This window comes from Bacteroides sp. AF20-13LB (assembly GCF_003603065.1).
In the GTDB taxonomy this organism is placed as follows: Bacteria; Bacteroidota; Bacteroidia; order Bacteroidales; family Bacteroidaceae; genus Bacteroides; species Bacteroides uniformis.
Genome location: NZ_QTMH01000001.1, coordinates 144,087 through 160,511 on the forward strand (window position 1 = coordinate 144,087; position 16,425 = coordinate 160,511).

Genomic DNA, 16,425 nt, shown 5'->3' on the forward strand with positions numbered 1-16,425 from the left:
AAAAAATGAATTTATTCGACGTATACCCTCTCTTTGACATCAACATCGTCAAAGGAAAAGGCTGCCATGTATGGGACGAGAACGGTACCGAATACCTCGACCTCTACGGTGGCCATGCAGTCATCTCAATCGGACATGCACATCCACATTATGTAGAGATGGTGAGTAACCAAGTTGCTACGTTAGGATTCTACTCAAACTCAGTAATTAACAAGCTGCAACAGCAAGTGGCAGAACGCTTGGGAAAAGTCTGTGGCTATGACGACTACTCATTCTTCCTCATCAACAGCGGTGCCGAAGCCAATGAAAACGCCTTGAAACTCGCCTCTTTCTACAATGGCCGTACCCGTGTGATATCCTTCTCAAAAGCATTCCACGGACGTACCTCACTGGCGGTGGAAGTAACGAACAATCCTAAAATCATCGCTCCCATCAACAACTGCGGGCACGTCACCTACCTCCCGTTGAACGACATCGAAGCCATGAAGGCCGAATTGTCCAAAGGAGATGTCTGCGCAGTGATTATCGAAGGCATACAAGGTGTAGGCGGCATCCAACTGCCGACAGACGAATTCATGCAGGCTCTCCGCCAGACTTGTACGGAACACAACACGGTCTTGATTCTCGATGAAATCCAAAGCGGCTACGGACGCAGCGGCAAGTTCTTCGCCCATCAGTACAACGGCATCAAAGCCGACATCATCACCGTGGCAAAAGGCATCGGCAATGGTTTCCCGATGGCAGGCGTACTCATCAGCCCAATGTTTACACCAGTATACGGGCAACTTGGAACCACTTTCGGCGGAAACCACCTGGCTTGCAGTGCCGCCCTTGCCGTGCTGGATGTGATAGAGCAGGAAAACCTGATAGAGAATGCAGCCCAAGTCGGCAACTTCCTGATAACGGAACTAAAGAAATTCCCTCAAATCAAGGACGTTCGCGGACGCGGACTCATGATAGGGCTGGAATTTGAAGAACCCATCAAGGAACTGCGCCTAAGACTACTGAAAGAGCAGCATGTATTCACCGGTGTAAGCGGTACGAATGTACTTCGCCTGCTGCCGCCTCTGTGCCTCGGCATGGATGAAGCAAAGGAATTCTTGGAACGCTTCAAGAAAGTACTTTAATATTTGACACAAATAATCAGCCAGCAAAAGAAACGACCGAAAAGCAGAATACCTTTCTCTCTCGGTCGTTTTTTGTAGAAAATTTATCTACCTTTGCCAGCAAAACAACTCTTTTAACAACAAAAAGATATGAAAACAGCAATTATCGGTGCAGGAAATATGGGGGGAGCCATTGCCCGAGGGCTGGCAAAAGGAACAATCATCCCTGCCGGTAACATCATTGTCTCCAACCCCACCCAGGGCAAGCTGGACAAGCTGAAGGCAGAATTCCCCGCATTGCAAGTGACCAATGACAACCAGGAAGCGGCAGCCGGTGCAGATATGATAATCTTTGCCGTGAAGCCATGGCTGATGGAGCCAGTGATAAAGGAACTGGAACTAAAAGGCACAGAGATTCTTATATCCGTTGCAGCCGGCATTCCTTTTGAAGAGCTGACACACTATGTAGCAGACAAAGAAATGACCATGTTCCGTCTTATTCCCAATACCGCCATCAGCGAGATGGAAAGCATGACACTCATCGCCAGCCGCAATGCCACCAAGGAGCAGGAGCAACTGATGCTGGACATTTTCAACCAGATGGGACTCGCCATGCTCATTCCCGAAGAAAAGATTGCGGCAACCACTGCCATGACTTCCTGCGGCATCGCCTACGTGCTTAAGTATATCCAGGCAGCCATGCAGGCCGGCGTTGAAATGGGTATCTATCCCAAAGACGGCATGCGCATGGTGGCACAATCCGTGAAAGGGGCAGCCGAGCTGATTCTGAACAACGACACGCACCCCAGTGTTGAGATTGACAAGGTGTGTACCCCCGGAGGAATTACCATCAAGGGAATCAACGAGCTGGAACATGAAGGATTCACCTCCACTGTGATTAAAGCCATCAAAGCGAGTAAATGATATTTAATGTGCTAATGTAACGATGTCCCGATATGCCTATGAGCTACGGTGTAATTAAACATTGTGCAGCCTATTGGCACATTGCCACACTTTAATAACAACCCATTAAAAAATATAATTATGGACGAACAAATCAGACAAATAGCCGAACGCCTGCGCGGACTGCGTGACGTATTGGAACTGACTGCCGACGATATCGCCCGTGACTGCGACATTTCTGCAGAAGAGTACCGCCTGGCCGAAACCGGAGAATTCGACATCTCGGTCAGCATGCTGCAGAAGATAGCACGGCACTACGGCATATCACTGGACGCACTGATGTTTGGGCAAGAGCCCAAAATGAGCTCCTACTTCCTGACACGTGCCGGAAAAGGAACCAGTATAGAACGTACCAAGGCATATAAATACCAATCGCTGGCAGCCGGTTTCATCAACCGCACGGCAGACCCGTTCATTGTGACCGTAGAACCGAAACCGGACAGCGAGCCGATACATTACAACAGCCATGCCGGTCAGGAGTTCAACCTCGTACTGGAAGGCCGTATGATGGTCAGCATCGACGGCAAAGACTTAATCTTAAACGAAGGAGACAGTCTATACTTCAACTCCAAACTGCCGCACGGCATGAAGGCGCTTGACGGAAAGACTGTAAAATTCCTGGCAGTAATCATGTAATAAAGTTATGGTAGAAAGATTTTTATCTCAAACATCCTTCACCTCACAGGAGGACTTCATCAAGAACTTGAAGATAAACGTACCGGAGAATTTCAACTTCGGCTACGACGTAGTGGATGCCTGGGCAGCCGAGCAGCCCGACAAACCCGCACTGTTGTGGACCAATGACCAGGGCGAATGCCGGCAGTTTACCTTTGCCGACATGAAACGGTACACAGACATGACGGCTTCCTATTTCCAAAGCCTCGGCATCGGGCACGGAGACATGGTGATGCTGATACTGAAACGCCGTTATGAATTCTGGTTCAGCATTGTGGCACTGCACAAACTCGGTGCAGTGGTGATTCCCGCCACCCACCTGCTGACGAAGAAAGACATCGTATACCGCTGCAACGCCGCAGACATTAAAATGATAGTCTGTGCCGGCGAAAGCGTCATCACCGACCATATCACGGCAGCTATGCCAGAGTCTCCTTCTGTGAAACGCCTCGTAAGCGTCGGGCCGGAAGCTCCCGAAGGATTCGAAGACTTCCACAAAGGTATCGAGGCCGCCGCTCCTTTCGTGAAACCGGAACATCCGAACACGAACGATGACATCTCCCTGATGTACTTCACCAGCGGTACTACCGGAGAGCCCAAAATGGTGGCCCACGACTTCACCTATCCGTTGGGACATATCGTCACCGGCAGCTTCTGGCACAACCTGAAAGAGAGCAGCCTACACCTCACCATTGCCGACACCGGTTGGGGAAAAGCCGTGTGGGGCAAGCTCTACGGACAATGGATTGCCGGTGCCAACGTATTTGTATACGACCACGAGAAGTTCACTCCCGCAGCCATACTGGAGAAGATACAGGATTATCACGTCACGTCGCTTTGTGCACCGCCCACCATCTTCCGGTTCCTCATTCACGAAGACCTTACGAAGTACGACCTATCCAGCCTGGAATACTGCACCATCGCCGGAGAAGCCTTGAACCCCGCTGTATTCGAGACCTTCAAGAAACTGACGGGCATCAAGTTGATGGAGGGTTTCGGACAGACCGAAACGACCCTCACCGTCGCCACCATGCCCTGGATGGAACCGAAACCCGGCAGCATGGGATTGCCCAATCCGCAATACGACGTAGACCTGATAGACAACGACGGCCGTTCTGTGGAAGCCGGTGAGCAGGGACAGATTGTAATCCGTACCGACAAAGGCAAACCGCTGGGATTGTTCAAGGAATACTACCGCGATGCCAACCGTACCCACGAGGCATGGAACAACGGCATTTACTACACGGGAGACGTAGCCTGGAAGGACGAAGACGGCTACCTCTGGTTCGTGGGCCGCGCCGACGACGTTATCAAAAGTAGCGGTTATCGCATCGGCCCGTTCGAAGTGGAAAGTGCATTGATGACCCACCCAGCCGTAGTGGAATGTGCCATTACCGGTGTGCCCGATGAAATCCGCGGCCAAGTGGTAAAAGCTACGATTGTGTTGGCAAAAGAGTACAAGGCACGCGCCGAAGAAGAGCTTGTCAAGGAGTTGCAGAACCATGTGAAGAAAGTGACGGCTCCCTACAAATACCCGCGTGTCATCGAATTTGTTGATGAGCTCCCCAAAACCATCAGCGGGAAAATCCGCCGTGTGGAAATCCGGGAGAACGACCGGAAATAATACTCGCCACCCAGTATCTGAATCATAAGACAACATCCGGGTGAATGAATAAGGAGGGGATAAAACCGAAGTCGGCCATTCTATTGACGATTTCCGTTTTACCCCCTCTTTTTACAAATAGTTGTCTCATTGTGAATACCAAAAGGAGAAAAGAACTATATTTGCACGAAATTAAACTTCACTTGGAACATTTATAAACAAGAAAGACCGACACGGCATATGAAAAATAGAACGCAGATATGGAAAATACTGGCTTTCTTAGGAGCGGTACTTTTCTTGTCTGATACAATATACGCCCAACAATGGACATCCGATAGTCATTCGGAATACAAACGGGATACACTCCCTTTCTCACAGCGCTTCATCCACAGATTAGGCGTAGAAGGGCGTGCTGGCTATATTTTTCAGACCAACCCTTTTCTGGAGTACTCCAACCACCAATACAAGCCCATGAAAAATGCCTATGCCGGCCATCTGAAATACTCCTTCCAGCTCCGTCCCCACACCGTTGCCGACCAGGCTTATATAGGAGCCTATCAAGGGATTGGAGTCGGCTATTTCAACTTCGGCAATCCGGAAGAGCTGGGCAACCCGCTGGCGGTCTATCTGTTTCAAGGGGGACGCATCGCCCAATTCAGCCCCCGCATATCCTTGAACTATGAATGGAACTTCGGCGCATCGTTCGGCTGGAAACCCTACGATGAATACGACAACCCGGAGAACCAGATTATCGGCTCGAAAGTGAATGCCTATCTCAATGTGAACCTCTACTTAAAGTGGGCACTCTCCCCCAAGTTCGACCTGATGATAGGAGCTACCGGAAGCCACTTTTCCAACGGAAACACCCAATATCCCAACTCCGGTCTGAACACGGTGGACTGTAAAGTGGGGCTGGTATATAACTTTAACCGCAGAGCGGATGAACTCGCCCAGTCATGGCAACACCCTATCGTTCCTCCATTCCCCCGCCACGTCAGCTACGACCTGACTTTGTTCGGCTCCTGGCGAAAGAAAGCAGTGGCCCATGAGGGCAGTAGTGGCCAGGTACCCGCACCCGGCACTTACAACGTGTTCGGTTTCAGCTTTGCACCCATGTACAACTTCGGCTATAAATTCCGCGCCGGTGTGGCGTTGGACGGCGTATACGACCACAGTGCGAACATGAAAGAATCGTACGAAGAAGAGAACGGCTTCTATACTCCGCCCGCCAAGAAGCAGATGGCATTGGGCTTATCCGCCCGCGGAGAATTTGTCATGCCTTACTTCACGGTAGGTATCGGTCTGGGAGCCAATGTTCTGCACGGCGGCGGTGACATGAAGTCTTTCTATCAGATTCTTGCCCTGAAAATAGACGTAACACGCAATTCGTATCTCCATATAGGATATAACCTCCGGGAATTTCATGAGCCCAATTATCTGATGTTGGGTATCGGCTATCGGTTCAATAACAAACGCCCCAAGCTGTTCTGAACAATAAAGAGGAGGGTATTTATATAGATTCTTTTATTTCATCTGCAAGCACATATTACCAAGTGCCACGCGCATATCATCTACTATAGTATTATAGTTAGTTTGTTAGTTCACAGAGATGAACACTTTGTTCAAGTATAGAGAAACAGTTTGTTCCAATAAGGAAAAACAGTCTGTTTTCATATGATGAAACGAAATGTTCTATTAAGGGAAACACTTTGTTCGCTATAGGGAAACGGTCTTTCATATCAAGAGCTTATAAAGAAAAAGCTCTGCAAATCAATGATTCACAGAGCTTAATCGAGTACTCGAAGCGGGACTTGAACCCGCACAGCCGCAATGGCCAAAGGATTTTAAGTCCTTCGTGTCTACCATTCCACCATTCGAGCATCCTAAAAAAGGGAAAGGAGAGCGGAAAACGAGACTCGAACTCGCGACCCTAACCTTGGCAAGGTTATGCTCTACCAACTGAGCTATTTCCGCATTTGGAGAACGGGTGCAAAGATAAACAGTTTTCCCGTTTCTGCCAAATTTTTTTTTATAAAAGTACAGTACTCGCAGCGGGACTTGAACCCGCAGAACCTTTTACCTGCCCAGCAACTCTTTCTCTGCAGCTTGCATGGTCTCAAAATTGAAACCATCTACCACTTTCTGCATCAGGGCAGAGACTTCATCGTTACAAAGGTTTCCGATACTGCCTTCATGGGTATGATGTACCTCTTTGCTGTGCGAGAAGTTTCCGGCTTCAATATCCAGTCCCACCTTCTTGTAGGCATCGCGGAAAGGCATCCCTTCACGTGCCAAGCGGTTGACTTCCTCCACACTGAAAATAAGCAGATACTTGTCATCATCAAGAATATGTTCGTTCACCTTGATTTCATTCATAATGTAAGTCGTCATCTGCAGACAGTCTTTCAGTTCCTGAAAAGCAGGCAGGAAGACCTCTTTGATAATCTGCAAGTCACGGAAATAGCCGGAAGGAAGATTGTTGGCTATCATCATAATCTGCTGGGGAAGGGATTGCAGTTTGTTGCACTTGGCACGCGTCAGTTCAAAGACGTCCGGGTTCTTCTTGTGAGGCATGATGCTGGAGCCGGTAGTGCAATCGTCCGGCAGCTTCACAAAACCGAAGTTCTGACTGTTGAACATACATGCGTCAAAAGCCAATTTCGATATGGTTCCGGCCACACTGGCAAGGGCGAAAGCTACATTACGCTCCATCTTGCCACGCCCCATCTGGGCATACACTACGTTGTAGTTGAGGGAATCAAATCCCAAAAGACGGGTAGTCATCGTACGGTTCAGCGGGAACGAGGAACCGTATCCCGCAGCAGAACCCAAAGGATTGCGGTTGCACATCTTGAAAGCTGCCTGAAGGAACATCATATCGTCCACCAGGCTCTCGGCGTATGCCCCAAACCAAAGTCCGAAAGAAGACGGCATGGCTATCTGCAAGTGTGTATAACCCGGCATCAGTACATCCTTGTAGCGTTCGCTCTGCATAACCAGCACATGGAACAATTGTTCCACAGCCTCTGCCACTTCCTTTATCTCTGCACGGGTAAAGAGCTTCAAATCGAGCAACACCTGGTCGTTGCGCGAACGTCCGCTGTGTATTTTCTTACCTATATCACCCAAGTTGCGCGTCAGCATAAGTTCCACTTGTGAGTGAACGTCTTCCACTCCCTCTTCTATCACAAATTCTCCACGCTCGGCCATCGCATAGATTTCCTTCAATTCGGCCAGTAATTGCCGCAGTTCTTCCTTCGTCAACAAGCCAATGCTTTCGAGCATCGTGATGTGCGCCATGGAACCCAGCACATCGTGCTTTGCCAAATAAAGGTCCATTTCACGGTCACGGCCTACCGTGAAGCGTTCGATATCCTTATTTACCTGAACGGATTTTTCCCAAAGTTTCTGAGCCACGTTGTTTCTAATGATTAATGGTTAGTGATTAATATTGTATCATCGCCAACATATCTGCCATCTTCTCCAGTCCTTCCTGCAAGGGTTTCTGCACCATGGTCTTCATAAACGGATTTATATCCATGCCGATGGTCAGCTTCATTTTGCATTCGGTTTCGGTGGTGGGTACAATCTGTATCCACAGATTGAAGGGCAGCGGTGAAGTGGTTGTTGCAAACTTGATACACTTGCAAGGTTCCTTCTCCACAATCTGCAACGTAATCTTTCCCACGGGGGCCACCTCTATCGTCATGCTCTCCGCGTCAAAACTCAAGTTCTTCACTTTGTCTTCAGGCAGACGGTCTTTCACCTTCTCCAGATTGCTCAGGTCGGAAAGCTTTTCATAAACAGCTTCTTGTGAAGCCGGTACAACTTTCACTCCACTCTCAAATTTCGTCATAATCAATCGTATTCAAAAAGAAAAAAGAACTATCCGGACAGAATCTATCCGAATGGCTCTTTTATCCATATTAACATTTTTACAAATAAGTTCTTATTTTCCAGATTCCCAATGTGCAGGGTCTTTACGCCATTCATTCAGAGTCTCCACATCTTCTTCCTCGATATAGCCCGTACGCAGTGCCACTTCCATCACAGCCTCGTAATTGGTCAGCGTCACCAAAGGCACTTTGGCATCCTTGAAAGCCTTTTCGGCAACCGGGAAACCATAAGTATAGGCAGCTACCATACCGATGACCTCACATCCGTCACGGCGGATAGCTTCTACAGCCTTTAAGCTGCTTCCACCCGTAGAAATCAAATCTTCCACGACTACCACCTTCATACCGGGACGAAGTTCACCTTCAATCAAATTCTCCAGTCCATGGTCTTTCGGAGTGGAGCGTACATATACAAACGGCAAGTTCAATGCATCGGCCACCAAGGCACCTTGCGGGATAGCTCCCGTTGCCACACCGGCAATGGCATCCACCTGTCCGAAACGTTCCAAAATCAGACGCGTAATTTCAATCTTTACGAAATTACGGAGAGAAGGATAAGAAAGGGTTTTGCGGTTATCACAATAAAACGGAGACTTCCATCCGGATGCCCAAGTGAACGGGTTAGCCGGTTGTAGTTTAATCGCTTTTATCTTCAGCAACTTCTCTGCAAACAATCTTTCTAAAGTTTTCATAGCAAAACTAATCTATATATGATAAATATGGCACAAAAATACGGAAACAGAATGAGAATAAAAAAGAGAAAGCCGATAATTTTCATTCGGAGTAGTCATTTTCCTCAGAAACCTCTATGCAACGACATATATCCTTCATTTCGAACCCCCTGCTCAAGGCAAAACGCACCAGTTTGCCATTCAACTCATACTCACTTTCGGCACGGACGCTTTTACGCTTTGCCGCCAGCAGTTTCTGCAAGACGGCGTGGTATTCCTCCTCATCAATCTCGTTCAAATAGGGCCAATAGACAGATGAAGATATCTTTTTCAACTGGAGCGCCTGCCCTATCTTCATCTTGCCCCATTTGGCTAAACGGTATTTGTCGTTGATGAAAGCACGGCAGAAGCGTTCTTCATCAATGTACTTCTCTTGTTCCAGACGGTTGATGATACGGTCTATGGCATCATAGGCAATGCCCCAGCGTTGCAGTTTCTCCGCAATCTCCGCCCGGCAATGCTCGGCAGTGGAGCAATATGCCGCCACTCTGTTCAAAGCTTCAGTTTCAGTTATTTCTATCATCGTTCTGCAATTACGTACCGGTCGTTGCCGGAAATATCTTTTCGGATACGGACATTCGTATAGCCTTGCTTGCGAAGCATCGAAGCGACAGCCTCTCCAAATGCCCGGTTGATTTCAAAATAGAGTCGGCCGCCGACCGTCAGCATGCTCCGTCCCAGTTCACCTATACGCCGATAGAAACGGAGCGGGTCGCTGTCTGGAACAAACAAAGCTCCCGAAGGTTCCCAGTTCAAGACATTTGGCTCCATGTCCTTCTTTTCTGTTTCCGTAACATAAGGCGGATTACTGACGATTACATCAAAGTACTCATCCTCAGTCGGTTGATACGTCAGGACATCACGCTGTACAAATTGTACGGAGGTCTGCAAAAGGCGGTTATTGTCGCCGGCTATGGCAAGAGCTTCTCCGGAAATGTCCCAAGCAGTTACTTCCGCTTCCGGCAACTCTTTAGACAAAGTGACGGCAATACACCCACTTCCAGTGCCAATGTCGAGAATACGGGAAGCCGGAGCGACTTCCTCCAGCATCCTCTCCACCAGTTCTTCCGTTTCGGGACGGGGAATAAGCACCCCCGGAGCCACCCGAAAAGTACGTCCCAGGAAACGGGCAGTACCCTGCACATACTGTATGGGCTCAAAATTGCACAGACGGGAAAGAATGCTTTCCAATTCCTTTTCATCCTTTGGAGATAAAATCATATCTTTGCCCAGGTAATAGTCAATATGACTCTGACCTAACATTTCACAGCAGACAATACGGGAAAGATTGGCTGCCTCCCGGGGAGGATAGCACTCCTGCAAAGCACTGCGGATATGTGAAACGGTTACATTCATTCGGAGTCCGGTTTTATTCGGGCTGCAAAAGTAATCATTAATTTTGATTATTCAACCAAAAGACAAGCAAGGATATGAATTCAGAAGAAGAGAAATATATGCTGCGATGCATCCAACTGGCACAAAACGGACTTTGCAATACAGCACCCAACCCGATGGTGGGAGCGGTAATAGTATGTGACGGGAAAATCATAGGCGAGGGATACCATGTGCGCTGTGGAGAAGCCCACGCCGAGGTCAACGCCATCCGTTCCGTGAAAGACACGTCCCTGCTGAAACGTTCCACCATCTATGTCAGCCTGGAACCGTGTTCGCACTATGGCAAAACTCCTCCTTGTGCAGACCTCATCATCGAGAAGCAGATTCCACGCATCGTCATCGGGTGCCGGGACCCTTTTTCTAAGGTTGCGGGCCGAGGCATACAGAAACTGAAGGATGCCGGACGTGAAGTTATTGTCGGAGTGCTGGAAACAGAATGTCGGCAGCTCATCCGCAGGTTCATCACTTTCCATACTTTGCGACGCCCCTACATCACCCTAAAATGGGCGGAATCTTCTGACAGATATATCGATTACTCCCGCACGGACGGTAAACCGGTTATCCTCTCCAGCCCGCTGACTTCGATGCTGGTACACAAGAAACGGGCAGAGCACAGTGCCATATTAGTAGGTACCCGTACGGCTGAACTGGACAATCCCGGCCTGAATGTCCGCCATTGGTATGGTCGTTCACCGGTACGTATCGTGCTGGACCGGCAACAAAAGCTATCCCCCAGCCTTCACCTATTTGACGGTAGCGTGCCGACCCTCGTTTTTACAGAAATCCCGCACGCTCCGCTACCGAATGTAGAATATCTGCCAGTCAGCGACTACCGGCAGAATATACTCCCCGAAATCATGGAAATGCTGTATACACGCGGATTACAATCCCTTTTGGTAGAGGGTGGCAGCCAAACGCTCCAATCCTTCATTGATGCCGGATTGTGGGACGAAATCTTTGTGGAAGAAGCTCCGCACCTTCTTCATTCCGGCGTCAAAGCACCCGAAATCAGTGACGGATATCCATTTGCAACAGAGTATTCTTTCGGCAGGAGTTTTCGCCATTATACGGCCTCAAGAAACAGTCAATAGCCTCATTTCAGGGCTTTTTTATCGAGAAAAAGGGGGATATTATCTATAATTTTATATAAAACTTCCCCGTAAAGCTGTTTATAGAAAAAAATGTTCCTATTTTTGCAACTTGTAAATAAACACTAACTTTCAAAATGAGAATAAAGTTTCTATCAGTAATTGTGAGTTTTCTTATTGTGTCATTTGCTCTAAGTTCATGCCTTGACTCTGACGACAATTATGAATTCAGCTCCGATGCTACTATACATGCTTTTGGTATCGATACCATACATGGCAAACATTACAAATTTACAATTGACCAGCTCAATAGACTCATCTATAACAGAGATTCATTGCCCGTAGGTTCAGATACCATCATTGACCGTATTCTGATTGATACTATGACCGTTACCGGTTGGATAACTTCAGGCTCGCCTACCGACACGGTATTCGTCATGTCGGACTCCGTGGATTTGAGACCCGCCATGAACAACGATGCCGGCATGCTGTTCAAAGCACATGCCGCCGACGGTGTTACAGTCCGCGAATATAAATTGAAAGTTAATGTACACCTGCAAGACCCGGACTCACTCGTATGGACAGACATGCAGAAAAGGGGGAATATATTCTCCAATACCATCAATTTAGGTCAGCAAAAAGCGGTTGTACTGGGAGACGAACTATTTGTCTACACTTCCAACAGTACTGCTTACAAGACATCGACTGCGCCCGATAAATACAACTGGAGTAAAGTCAATGTCAGCAACCTCCCCTCAGACGTAAAGCTGACATCTGCCGTAGAGTATAACAATGCGCTTTATATGGTTACAGAAAGCAAAAGAGTATTCAGCTCTACCAACGGCGGCGCCTGGACAGAAGTCACTACATTGGGAGACAATGTCATAGTCCTCATCAATGGTTTCTCCGACCGGCTCTCGGGTATTGTGGAAATCAACGGAAAGCAATATTTCAACATCTGTAAAGACGGAAAGAATTGGGAAGCGGAAAACACGGCTGACAACCTTACCCTTGAGGAAGTCCCGGCAGGATTCCCTACCGAAAACATATCCACCACCCAGACCAACACCGGCAATGGTGTAGAGAAGGTGGTTCTGGCAGGAATGCCGCTGGCCAACGAACAAGAGACAATACCCTGGTTCTCATTGGACGGCAAAGGCTGGGCAAGCCTGGCTAACACGGTGTACGACACATCTTGTCCCGGCATGGTCAACCCTGCCATTATGTACTATGGCGACATGTTCTATTGCTTTGGAGGAGAACTTGACGCCATCTACAACTCCATCACAGGCATTGCGTGGAGCAAGACAGAAACCAAGTTCCTGCTACCCCAGGAATTCAAAGGGAAAGGCGCGTACTCCATTATAGTGGAACCGACGAAAGACAAAACTGTGGACCCGGCAGACAAACGGGACTTCATTTGGGTGATATTCGGCGGCAACGGCACCAAGAATGAGGTATGGCGCGGACGTCTTAACAGATTGGGCTTCGAAATACAATAATAATGATGTCATATAAGGAAGAAATCGATCTAAACCGGATACCCCAGCACGTGGCGATTATCATGGACGGTAACGGACGGTGGGCCAAGCAGCGTGGACACGAACGCAGCTATGGACATCAGGCCGGCGCAGAGACTGTGCACGTCATTGCAGAGGAAGCCGCTAAATTAGGAGTCAGATACCTTACTTTATATACGTTCTCTACCGAGAACTGGAATCGTCCGTCGGACGAGGTAGCCGCCTTGATGGGATTGCTCTTCGACTCCATAGAGGAAGAGACGTTCATGAAGAACAATATCAGTTTCCGGGTAATAGGAGATATTGAAAAACTGCCAGCCAACGTACAGCAACGGCTCAACACTTGCGTGGCACACACCTCCCACAACACGGGAATGTGCCTGGTACTGGCATTGAGCTACTCTTCCCGCTGGGAAATAACGGAAGCTGCCCGGCAAATAGCCGACCTGGTACAGAAAGGTGAGCTGAAACCCGAACAAATCGACAGTGAGCTCATATCCCGTCATCTGACAACCCACTTCATGCCCGACCCCGACCTGCTGATACGTACCGGAGGAGAGCTCCGCCTTAGTAACTACATGCTCTGGCAATGCGCCTATTCGGAACTTTATTTCTGTGATACCTATTGGCCCGACTTCCGTGAAGAAGAATTACGCAAAGCCATATGTGACTATCAGAAACGCGAACGCAGGTTCGGCAAGACCAGCGAGCAAATCAATTAATCACCGGACACACAAATAGTAAATAGTAAATTGTAAAATAGTAAATAAAAAGATGCACTATCGTATTTTCTCCATACTCGTAACGTTTGTCTGCCTTTTCGGCTGCGCACTGACAACAGCAGCACAGGACGTAAACAACACCGATGAAACCGAAAAGCCGGTTATACTCTATTCGGGAACACCCAAGAAGTATGAAATAGCCGACATTAAGGTCGAAGGAGCCCAGAACTATGAGGATTATGTAATTGTCGGATTGTCCGGACTATCCAAAGGGCAGACTATCACCGTGCCGGGTGACGAGATTACACAAGCTTGTAAGCGCTACTGGCGCCACGGTCTGTTCTCTGACGTGGAAATTACAGCAGACAAGATTGAAGGCGACCAAATTTGGCTGACCATTCATCTGACCATGCGTCCGCGTGTTTCCGACATACGCTACAACGGTGTGAAGAAGTCAGAGCGTGAAGACCTGGAAAGCAGAATCGGCATGATAAAGGGCGGTCAGATTACACCTAATCTGGTGGACCGCGCCAAGACCTTGATAAAGCGCTATTTTGACGACAAGGGCTTCAAGAATGCAGATGTAATCATCACCCAACGTGATGATCCGGAAAAGAAGAATGAAGTGATTGTCAACATCGACATCGACAAGAAGGAGAAAGTGAAAGTACATCAAATCACCATTGTAGGCAACGAGGCCCTCACGACCAAGAAGCTGAAGCGTGTGATGAAGAAAACAAACGAAAAGGGCAAGTTGCTCAATCTGTTCCGCACCAAGAAATTCATTGAGGACAACTACGAAGCGGACAAACAGCTGATTATCGACAAATACAACGAACTGGGTTATCGTGACGCCATCATCGTGACAGACAGTATCAAGCCCTACGATGACCGCACGGTAGACATCTTCATGCAGATTGAGGAAGGACAGAAATACTATCTCCGCAATGTAACCTGGGTAGGTAACACACTGTATCCTTCCGAACAACTGAACTTCCTCCTCCAGATGAAGAAGGGTGATGTCTACAACCAAAAGTTACTTGAAGAGCGTACAATGACCGATGACGATGCCATCGGTAACCTTTACTACAACAACGGTTATCTGTTCTACAGCCTCGAACCGGTGGAAGTAAACATCGTGGGCGACTCCATCGACCTGGAAATGCGTATCTACGAAGGTCGCCAGGCTACCATCAATAAAGTCAGCATCAACGGTAACGACCGTTTGTATGAAAACGTAGTACGCCGTGAACTCCGTACCCGTCCGGGCGAACTCTTCAGCCGTGAAGACCTGATGCGTTCCATGCGTGAAATCCAGCAGATGGGACACTTCGACCCCGAACAAATCCAGCCCGACATCCAGCCGAGACCGGAAGACGGCACGGTAGACATCGGTTATGACCTTGTATCCAAAGCCAACGACCAGGTAGAGTTCTCCGCCGGTTGGGGACAAACGGGTATTATCGGTAAGTTAAGTCTGAAGTTCACCAACTTCTCTCTGTCCAACCTGCTGCATCCGGGTGAGAACTACCGCGGTATCCTCCCGCAAGGCGATGGTCAGACATTGACCATCAGCGGCCAGACCAATGCCAAATACTATCAGTCATACAGCGTTTCATTCTACGACCCGTGGTTTGGCGGTAAACGCCCGAATGCATTCTCCGTATCGGCTTTCTATTCCCGCCAGACCGACATCAGTAGCCGTTATTACAATTCAGCCTACATGAACAGCTATTACAACAGCTATTATAGCGGTATGTATGGCTACGGTATGTACAACTACGGCAATTACAACAACTACGAGAATTATTACGACCCGGACAAATCTATCCAGATGTATGGTCTTGCAGTGATGTTCGGTAAGCGTTTGAAGTGGCCGGATGACTACTTCCAGTTCACAGCCGAGTTGTCTTACCAACGCTATGTTCTGAGTGACTGGCAGTACTTCCCGGTTACCAACGGTAAGTGTAATAACCTCAGCCTCAACCTGACCTTGTCCCGTAGCTCTATCGACAACCCGATTTATCCGCGCCAAGGTTCCGAGTTCTCGTTGTCTGCACAAATCACACCGCCTTTCTCTCTGTTCGACGGTACCGATTACAGCAAGTACAGCACCAGCAGCCAGGAAGACATGAACAAGATGCACAAGTGGATTGAATACCACAAGTGGAAATTCAAATCCAAAGTCTACATCCCGTTGATGGACCCGATTACCGTCAAACGTACTCCGGTGCTGATGGGACGTGTAGAATTCGGTTTGCTGGGACACTACAACAAATACAAAAAGTCTCCGTTCGAAACGTTTGACGTGGGTGGTGACGGTATGACCGGCTACTCCAGCTATGCTACAGAAAGTATCGCCCTCCGTGGTTATGAGAACAGCTCATTGACTCCATACGGTTCTGAAGGTTATGCCTATACACGTCTCGGACTGGAATTAAGATATCCTTTGATGCTCGAAACAAGTACCAGTATTTATGCGTTAACGTTTGTGGAAGCCGGTAATGCATGGCATGATGTCAATAAGTTCAACCCGTTCGAATTGAAACGTTCAGCCGGTGTCGGTGTCCGCATCTTCCTCCCGATGATTGGTATGATGGGTATCGACTGGGCTTACGGTTTCGACAAAATAATGGGTTCCTCGCAATATGGCGGTAGCCAGTTCCACTTCATCCTGGGACAAGAATTCTAAGCAATGGACAATTGATAATTGACAATTAATGCAG

General features: G+C 48.3%; 14 protein-coding genes and 2 tRNA genes. 9 read left to right on the forward strand and 7 right to left on the reverse strand.

Annotated features, from left to right (window positions below):
• The first annotated feature begins 5 nt into the window (after nucleotides 1-5).
• The 5 genes from DWX62_RS00565 to DWX62_RS00585 all read left to right on the forward strand — a co-directional run bounded on the left by DWX62_RS00565 (nucleotide 6) and on the right by DWX62_RS00585 (nucleotide 5,838).
• Nucleotides 6-1,127 carry an aspartate aminotransferase family protein gene (locus DWX62_RS00565; RefSeq protein WP_005825124.1) on the forward strand — a complete coding sequence of 374 codons (1,122 nt, stop codon included), beginning with the start codon at nucleotides 6-8 and terminating at the stop codon, nucleotides 1,125-1,127.
• Nucleotides 1,128-1,256: 129 nt separating this feature from the next.
• On the forward strand, nucleotides 1,257-2,030 hold the full coding sequence (gene proC, locus DWX62_RS00570; RefSeq protein ID WP_005834777.1) for a pyrroline-5-carboxylate reductase: 774 nt from the start codon (nucleotides 1,257-1,259) through the stop codon (nucleotides 2,028-2,030).
• A 120-nt stretch (nucleotides 2,031-2,150) separates the two neighbouring features.
• Nucleotides 2,151-2,705, forward strand: a complete 555-nt coding sequence (locus tag DWX62_RS00575) for a cupin domain-containing protein (RefSeq protein WP_016272528.1) — start codon at nucleotides 2,151-2,153, stop codon at nucleotides 2,703-2,705.
• A 7-nt stretch (nucleotides 2,706-2,712) separates the two neighbouring features.
• Entirely contained in the window at nucleotides 2,713-4,368 is a 1,656-nt protein-coding gene (locus DWX62_RS00580) for an AMP-binding protein (protein ID WP_005825134.1), read from the forward strand.
• A 219-nt stretch (nucleotides 4,369-4,587) separates the two neighbouring features.
• The gene (locus DWX62_RS00585) at nucleotides 4,588-5,838 is read left to right on the forward strand and encodes an acyloxyacyl hydrolase (RefSeq protein ID WP_098031852.1); all 1,251 of its coding nucleotides are present in this window, start codon (nucleotides 4,588-4,590) and stop codon (nucleotides 5,836-5,838) included.
• Nucleotides 5,839-6,143: 305 nt separating this feature from the next.
• Here the strand turns inward: DWX62_RS00585 and DWX62_RS00590 are convergent.
• From DWX62_RS00590 to prmC, 7 genes are all read right to left on the reverse strand, one after another.
• A tRNA-Leu gene (locus DWX62_RS00590) sits at nucleotides 6,144-6,227 on the reverse strand.
• Between the two features lie 21 nt (nucleotides 6,228-6,248).
• Nucleotides 6,249-6,321: transfer RNA gene (locus tag DWX62_RS00595), tRNA-Gly, on the reverse strand.
• A gap of 102 nt (nucleotides 6,322-6,423) precedes the next feature.
• Nucleotides 6,424-7,764 (reverse strand): argininosuccinate lyase, encoded by a 1,341-nt coding sequence (gene argH, locus DWX62_RS00600; RefSeq protein WP_009037779.1) that lies wholly within the window; start codon nucleotides 7,762-7,764, stop codon nucleotides 6,424-6,426.
• A 28-nt stretch (nucleotides 7,765-7,792) separates the two neighbouring features.
• Nucleotides 7,793-8,203 (reverse strand): SRPBCC family protein, encoded by a 411-nt coding sequence (locus DWX62_RS00605; RefSeq protein WP_009037778.1) that lies wholly within the window; start codon nucleotides 8,201-8,203, stop codon nucleotides 7,793-7,795.
• Between the two features lie 93 nt (nucleotides 8,204-8,296).
• The gene (gene pyrE / locus DWX62_RS00610) at nucleotides 8,297-8,935 is read right to left on the reverse strand and encodes an orotate phosphoribosyltransferase (protein ID WP_005825142.1); all 639 of its coding nucleotides are present in this window, start codon (nucleotides 8,933-8,935) and stop codon (nucleotides 8,297-8,299) included.
• 82 nt (nucleotides 8,936-9,017) lie between these two features.
• A complete protein-coding gene (locus DWX62_RS00615; protein ID WP_009037777.1) occupies nucleotides 9,018-9,497 on the reverse strand; it encodes a regulatory protein RecX in 480 nt (159 codons plus the stop codon).
• The gene (gene prmC, locus DWX62_RS00620) at nucleotides 9,494-10,330 is read right to left on the reverse strand and encodes a peptide chain release factor N(5)-glutamine methyltransferase (protein ID WP_009037776.1); all 837 of its coding nucleotides are present in this window, start codon (nucleotides 10,328-10,330) and stop codon (nucleotides 9,494-9,496) included. The genes DWX62_RS00615 and prmC overlap by 4 nt, the downstream gene beginning before the upstream one ends.
• A gap of 74 nt (nucleotides 10,331-10,404) precedes the next feature.
• On the opposite strand from prmC, the gene ribD reads away from it, so the two are divergent.
• The 4 genes from ribD (at nucleotide 10,405) to bamA (ending at nucleotide 16,391) form a co-directional block, all read left to right on the forward strand.
• The gene (gene ribD, locus DWX62_RS00625) at nucleotides 10,405-11,460 is read left to right on the forward strand and encodes a bifunctional diaminohydroxyphosphoribosylaminopyrimidine deaminase/5-amino-6-(5-phosphoribosylamino)uracil reductase RibD (RefSeq protein WP_005834757.1); all 1,056 of its coding nucleotides are present in this window, start codon (nucleotides 10,405-10,407) and stop codon (nucleotides 11,458-11,460) included.
• A 134-nt stretch (nucleotides 11,461-11,594) separates the two neighbouring features.
• On the forward strand, nucleotides 11,595-12,959 hold the full coding sequence (locus DWX62_RS00630; protein WP_035449854.1) for a DUF6242 domain-containing protein: 1,365 nt from the start codon (nucleotides 11,595-11,597) through the stop codon (nucleotides 12,957-12,959).
• Between the two features lie 5 nt (nucleotides 12,960-12,964).
• Nucleotides 12,965-13,699: an isoprenyl transferase gene (locus DWX62_RS00635; RefSeq protein WP_005834753.1), complete on the forward strand. Its 735-nt coding sequence runs from the start codon at nucleotides 12,965-12,967 to the stop codon at nucleotides 13,697-13,699.
• A 52-nt stretch (nucleotides 13,700-13,751) separates the two neighbouring features.
• Complete coding sequence (bamA, locus tag DWX62_RS00640; protein WP_005825149.1) at nucleotides 13,752-16,391, forward strand: outer membrane protein assembly factor BamA; 2,640 nt, start codon at nucleotides 13,752-13,754, stop codon at nucleotides 16,389-16,391.
• Nucleotides 16,392-16,425 lie beyond the last annotated feature (34 nt).